The organism is Micromonospora sp. RTP1Z1 (assembly GCF_033804685.1).
Lineage (GTDB): Bacteria > Actinomycetota > Actinomycetes > Mycobacteriales > Micromonosporaceae > Micromonospora.
Genome location: NZ_JAPFQV010000116.1, coordinates 1 through 5522, shown reverse-complemented (window position 1 = coordinate 5522; position 5522 = coordinate 1). Strand labels below are relative to the sequence as shown.

The following is a 5522-nucleotide window of genomic DNA, read 5'->3' as shown; positions in this document are numbered from 1 at the left end:
GGCTTTGCTGGCACCTCGGGGTCGGGTACCGGGTGATGCGATGTCACGGGGGTGGATCTCCTCGCACGCCCTCACGGGTCAGAGTTTCAGCAGGTCACCCTGCCTTCCCCAAGGATGACACAGAGGGCTTCGGCGCGCAACCGATTCCGGCATTCCACACCAACCGCCTGCACGGCTGGTTGGATCTACCCGTCGAAGTCGCGCACGAGCGAGCGGCGACGATCAACCGGTGGGCGGCCGCGCGGGGGCACTTCGCGCACATGGCGTCCGTCGACCTACACAGCCATCACCATCTCGGATGGCGAGCAGGCTGGCAGGATCCCCTCGGCGCCGGAGTGATCGAGGTAGCCGGCTGCCCGATCCTTTGTGTCGGCTGGGCACCGAGCGAACTTCAGCGATTCAAAGCAGGCAGGTCGTTTGGACAGGTGTACCCGCTGACTCTGGAGCACGTCGCCGGCAAGGCCGTACTGCCGTGGAGCATTCCACCCGCCGCCACCGAGGTCTGACGAGTGCGGCAATCAGCGCTACGAGGTGACGCTGATGCCTGCACGCTCATGCCGCGGGGCGAGCGGTCATGCCGAGATCAGTATGTCGATCGTTGTGGGAGGCTCCGTAGGTGACGAGCTTTCAGGAAGCCCTGGATGCGGCCGCAGCCGACCCCGGTTCCCCGGCGTGGGATCTCATCTGGCAGGAGTCGTGTCACCAGGGCACCTGCGATCCCGCAAGCGCCGTTCTGCTGCCCTGGTTGGCCCGGACCTGCGCCACCTTTCGTCCTCAGGACCGCGAGCGCGCCGTAGTGCTCGCCGGGTTCATCGCCGTAGACGCCGACGACAAGAGTCGTGATTTGTACGCCGATGACATCGCCGCATTGCGTGCGCTGACCCTTGAATGCCTGGCGTCCGGCGGGTCCAGCGACACGATGTTCGTCTACCTGCAGCAAGCCGTACTCGGCTTCGACGGTGACGAGGTCTGGGGCAAGGAGCTCGACCGCATCAACGACGGGGAGGTCGATGTGCAGTGTCCGGCGTGCGCTGAGGACCTGCTTATCGACCTGCAGTCAGGCGGTTCCTCGATCGAGCCCGGGCTTTCCTCGCAGCTGGCCACGCGTCTGCAGGCCGAGGCGTTGCGGGTGGGCCACGAGTCGGTGGCGACCGCACTCACCTACTTGTTTGGTCGGATGAGCTGTGCCGTATGCGGTGCCACGTTCAGCGTTGCGGACGAGGTGACCGGCGATTCTTCCCGATGAACGCAGGCATCCTCATTTGCCGCTGATCGAGCGTCACAGGCCGTGACCGGTCCGCCCTGTGCTTCAGCTTCCGGTACTGCCGATGACAATGCACTCGATACGGCCGACGAATGCGCTCCGGGGCAGTCAAATCGGGGCTGAGGTCGGTAGGGTGCCGTCGGTGGGGTACCTGCCATCCCCGGATGTAGTCCTCGGCGTGCCCCAAGTGACATCTACCGATCCGAAGGAAGCCCGGCATGAGCAGCCCACGCGAAACTTTCCTCCGACTGGTGAACGGCGTCTGCGACGGTCCGTATGAAGACTTGGCCGACCTATACGCCGAACAAACCCATGTCACGCATCCGTTCCACCCGCTCAACCCGCCGCCGCTGCATAGCCGCAGCGAACTGCACGAGCACTTCACCGCGCCGCCTCCGGTCGCCCGGACGCTGAACCGTAAGCCGGTAGACGTGACGATTCATGAAACCGCGGACCCGGAGGTGATTGTCACCGAGTTTGCCTATCAGGGGCGGGTCGCCGAGACAGGTGAGGCATTCACGGTGCCATGCGTCTTCGTGATGCGTATCCGCAATGGGCTCATCATTGAGTCCCGAGACTACATTGACCACGTCGCCAGCGCGCGGGCTTGGGGTCAACTCGACAGCCTTTTGACCGCACTCCGTCCGCAAAGCACCACCATTGAGGGCACGGCCCGACCCTGATTCACGCCCGACGCCCTGCACACTCATCTGCCGCGATCCGCGCGTGGCGGAGCGTGACGGCGACCGCTACCGCTCGGCATCCTGATCTGCCGATGAGCGTGCGGTGGCCGGTGATGCGTGAGCGTGCGGATCTACGGTGCCGTGTTCGCCGTTGGCGTGACGGATGGGGTGGCGGCCAGCAGGCGACGTCAGGCAAGGTGAACCGGTGGATGCCGCATTTGTTCTTGTGCACAGCCCATCGGTGGGTCCTCTGACTTGGGCGCCTGTGGCGACGAGGCTGAAGGCCTCGGGTGCGGTTACGGTGGTGCCCTCGCTGCTCGGCGTGGCGGATGCAGGACCGCCGTTCTGGCCGTCCGTCGCAGAGACCGTCGGCAGATCCACCGGCCAGTTGCCGCTGGACATCCCGGTCGTCTTGGTCGCGCACAGCAACGCCGGTCTCTTTGTCCCGGTCATCGTCGAGGCTGCCCGGCGTCCGGTGGCCGGCTGTTTGTTCGTCGACGCGGCGTTGCCCGCTCGCAGCGGGCCGACGGCGGTGGCACCGCCTGAGCTGCTGGATTTTCTGCGGCCCAAAGCGACCGGTGGCAGGCTGCCGCAATGGACGGCGTGGTGGGACGAGTCCGATGTCGCGCCGATGTTTCCGGATCCGCAGACCCGGCGTGTTGTCTCGGCCGAGCAGCCGCGCCTGCCGTTGAGCTACTACGAGGAAAAGGTTCCCGTTGCGGACGGCTGGGACAACGCGGCATGTGGGTATCTGCTGTTCGGTCCGCCGTACGAACAAGCCGCGCAGGACGCGCGGGAACGCGGCTGGGACTTCGACCATGTTCCAGGGCTTCACCTGCATCAACTCGTGGATCCGGACACGGTGACCGCTCGCATCATCGCCATGGCCGATGGATGGTGCTCGCCAGCCGGCTGACCACGCACGCTCATGCCGCTGTCCGCCCGGGTGGCAGTCCCTCCTGGCCGCACACTCAAGGCGACGATGAACGAACATGATCCGACACGACCTTTCCCGTGTGCCGGAAGTGGCCATGCAACCGTGCTGGCACGGTGCCTGACCACGAAGGAGGTGTTCGCTTTGCCTGTCGGCCGGCTCCACCATCTGATCGTCGACTGCCCGGATCCAATGGCCGAGGCGCGGTTCTGGAGCGCGGTCCTCGGCGACCCGATCACCTACGCGGAGGAGGACTTCGTCGTCGTGTCGGCCAGCACGGCGGAATCCGGGCTGGCGTTTCAGCGCGCCGCCGACCTGGCGCCGCCTACGTGGCCGGAGCCGGCAGTGCCGCAGCAGATGCACCTTGACGTGATGGTGGACGACCAGGCTGCGGCGGGGGATGCAGTGCTCGCGCTGGGCGCGCGGCGGTTGCCCGGTGATCACGTGTACGCCGATCCGGCTGGGCACCCATTCTGCCTGATCAGACGCCCTACCTGGGCACCGCCCGTGAATTGAGCTCAGCCCTGGCTCATGCTCCGGACCGGCGTGGCTCCCGTCAGCGACCACTTGATCGTCCGGCCGACTGGCAACCGCCAGGCCGGCCAGTCTCGGAAACCCACGGCTTGATCCGGTGCACTGATCTGCCGCGATCCGGGCGCTACTGACTGTCACGGTGATGGGGCCAGCGGCCGCTCGGTCATGCCCGAGATAAGTGTGGCTTGTGCCGGCTGCTCAGGTCGTCTCGCCGGTCGGTAGCGGCTCCTCGGAGGTCTGGACCACCCGGCACTAGAGTCTCGCTGCCAGGCCGGCAATGAGGGACGATGCATGCGTGAGCGATGGCAGGAACCGCGGATCCGGACGTTCCCTGTGGACGTGGATCTTTCCTCGACGTCGTCTGGGCGGTCCTCGACGCCGGGATCTGCTGAGGCAGCGCGAGTACTGGCTCCGGGCAGGCGAGGTCCCCAAGGCTCGGGTCGAGGTGGACCATGCCAGTGCCTCCCGGTTCGACAGGTTCAATGCCTTCCGCGCCCAGCACACCGACGGACAAGAACTTCCGGTGGAGCTGTACGTGGTGCTCCAGCGCGACGGCCCTGGCCACATCAGCGTCTGGACGCTGCCGTCGGAGGCAGTCGAAGCAACCCTCATCGGCTACCTATCAGACGTGGACCTTCCCAACTACGAAGCAGCACTCGACCGCATGACCCCGGACCAGACGCCCATGGCGATGTTCACCGCGCATCGCGAAGGGCCCGGCCGGTATGCCGCCGTGGTCGAGGGCCTCCCTCCGGACTGGAGCATCCCGGAGACCGATCCAGGGCCATCGGGGTAACCACCTGAACCCACGCTCCATCAGCCGCGTTGGCTCGCGTCGAAGTCAGGGCGGGGAATGGGGTCCGAACGAAGTCCTGTCGTGCCGCTGTCCGCGCGTTGGCCGCCCGGTGCAGTGCGCTGTCATGCCGATGAGAGTGCGTTCGATCTTCGCGCCAGTTCGATGCGCCGGTCGCCGCCGGGGCCCCACGACGGTTGTGCATCGAACCATGCAAGGACGCCGGGTTGCCGTTATGCGCCAACTGGAATGAGCAGCGCTCTCAGTGCGCGTATGTCGTCGGGCTCCAGGAAGTCGGCGCCGCCGAACGTCGCAATCCATTCATGTAGGGCGGGCACCCGGTCTGCCACCTGATGCTCCAGCTCCGCAGCTTCCGTCGGCCCGTGCCGCTGCCTCTGCCAGCTTTCCCGGTCCGGGTCGTAGACCCAGCCGTGCCCGGAATACGCCGCCGCACCTCGCCACCCCGCCGCGTAGTCCTCGATGATGGCCTCATTGGTCGCGCCGGCAATGTGCAGCAACATCGCGGAAATCATGCCCGTACGATCTCTGCCTCCCGCGCAGTGCACGATCACCGCCCCGTCCGCCCGGGCGACCGCCCGCAGAGCGGCCGCGATGCGGTCCGGGGCAAGCCGCGCGTTGTCGGCCCAGGAGCGCGGATGGTCCAGCCACGGCCCACACACCCGCAGGAACTCGCCATCATCCGGATCCTCGGTCGGCGCCAGCACGAAGACCAGCCCATGCAGAGACGCGGGCCGGACGACCGGATGATCCCCAGTGCGCCCTGTCTCAGCCGGGGCGTTACGCAGATCCACCACCGTGCGCACCCCCGCCGCCTTCGCCGCAGCCCACCCTTCGTCGGTCAGATGCTCAGATGCCGCCGAACGGAACACCTTGCCAAACGGCGTACGGCCTCCGGCGCGCAACGCTCGACCGCCCAGGTCACGTACGTTCCGACCACCCGGCCAGCGCAACACGTCCATCATTGCCTCCGCTCCATCGGCTTCCATAGCGCTCACGGTGGCACTTCACCCAGGGTCAAGGTCAAGACTCGCTACGCGCGCGGGGTGGTGCGGGTGAAATGCCGGTGCTTCTATAACCCTTGTCGTTAGAGGGTTGGCGGCTCGGCTCACCCTCGGTTCGATGTTGGATGAGCACCCGTCCGCCGCAAGGCGCTCGGTTCACTCTCATGCCGCGTTCCGCTCGGCCGTACGGAAGGTCATTCCGCTGCGCCTCGGCCGCGGCACTCAAGTCGGGCGCGGACGTCTCGGTCACCGTGCGCTTGGACGCCAAGGTCAAGACCGCGATCTCCTCGAT

The 5522-nt window shown here is 66.6% G+C and carries 7 protein-coding genes; 6 read left to right on the top strand and 1 reads right to left on the bottom strand.

Annotated features, from left to right (window positions below; translation table 11 throughout):
- From SLP03_RS31180 to SLP03_RS31155, 6 genes are all read left to right on the top strand, one after another.
- Nucleotides 1-506: hypothetical protein (locus tag SLP03_RS31180; protein ID WP_319464223.1), on the top strand; the 506-nt coding region annotated here is incomplete at its 5' end.
- A gap of 110 nt (nucleotides 507-616) precedes the next feature.
- On the top strand, nucleotides 617-1246 hold the full coding sequence (locus SLP03_RS31175) for a hypothetical protein (RefSeq protein ID WP_319464222.1): 630 nt from the start codon (nucleotides 617-619) through the stop codon (nucleotides 1244-1246).
- A gap of 236 nt (nucleotides 1247-1482) precedes the next feature.
- Nucleotides 1483-1947 carry a nuclear transport factor 2 family protein gene (locus SLP03_RS31170; protein WP_319464221.1) on the top strand — a complete coding sequence of 155 codons (465 nt, stop codon included), beginning with the start codon at nucleotides 1483-1485 and terminating at the stop codon, nucleotides 1945-1947.
- A 205-nt stretch (nucleotides 1948-2152) separates the two neighbouring features.
- The gene (locus tag SLP03_RS31165) at nucleotides 2153-2863 is read left to right on the top strand and encodes an alpha/beta hydrolase (protein ID WP_319464220.1); all 711 of its coding nucleotides are present in this window, start codon (nucleotides 2153-2155) and stop codon (nucleotides 2861-2863) included.
- A 66-nt stretch (nucleotides 2864-2929) separates the two neighbouring features.
- A complete protein-coding gene (locus SLP03_RS31160) occupies nucleotides 2930-3397 on the top strand; it encodes a VOC family protein (RefSeq protein ID WP_413644773.1) in 468 nt (155 codons plus the stop codon).
- Nucleotides 3398-3710: 313 nt separating this feature from the next.
- Nucleotides 3711-4211, top strand: a complete 501-nt coding sequence (locus tag SLP03_RS31155; RefSeq protein WP_319464219.1) for a hypothetical protein — start codon at nucleotides 3711-3713, stop codon at nucleotides 4209-4211.
- A gap of 230 nt (nucleotides 4212-4441) precedes the next feature.
- Here the strand turns inward: SLP03_RS31155 and SLP03_RS31150 are convergent, their stop codons facing one another.
- Nucleotides 4442-5191 (bottom strand): tyrosine-protein phosphatase, encoded by a 750-nt coding sequence (locus tag SLP03_RS31150; protein ID WP_319464218.1) that lies wholly within the window; start codon nucleotides 5189-5191, stop codon nucleotides 4442-4444.
- Between the last annotated feature and the right edge of the window lie 331 nt (nucleotides 5192-5522).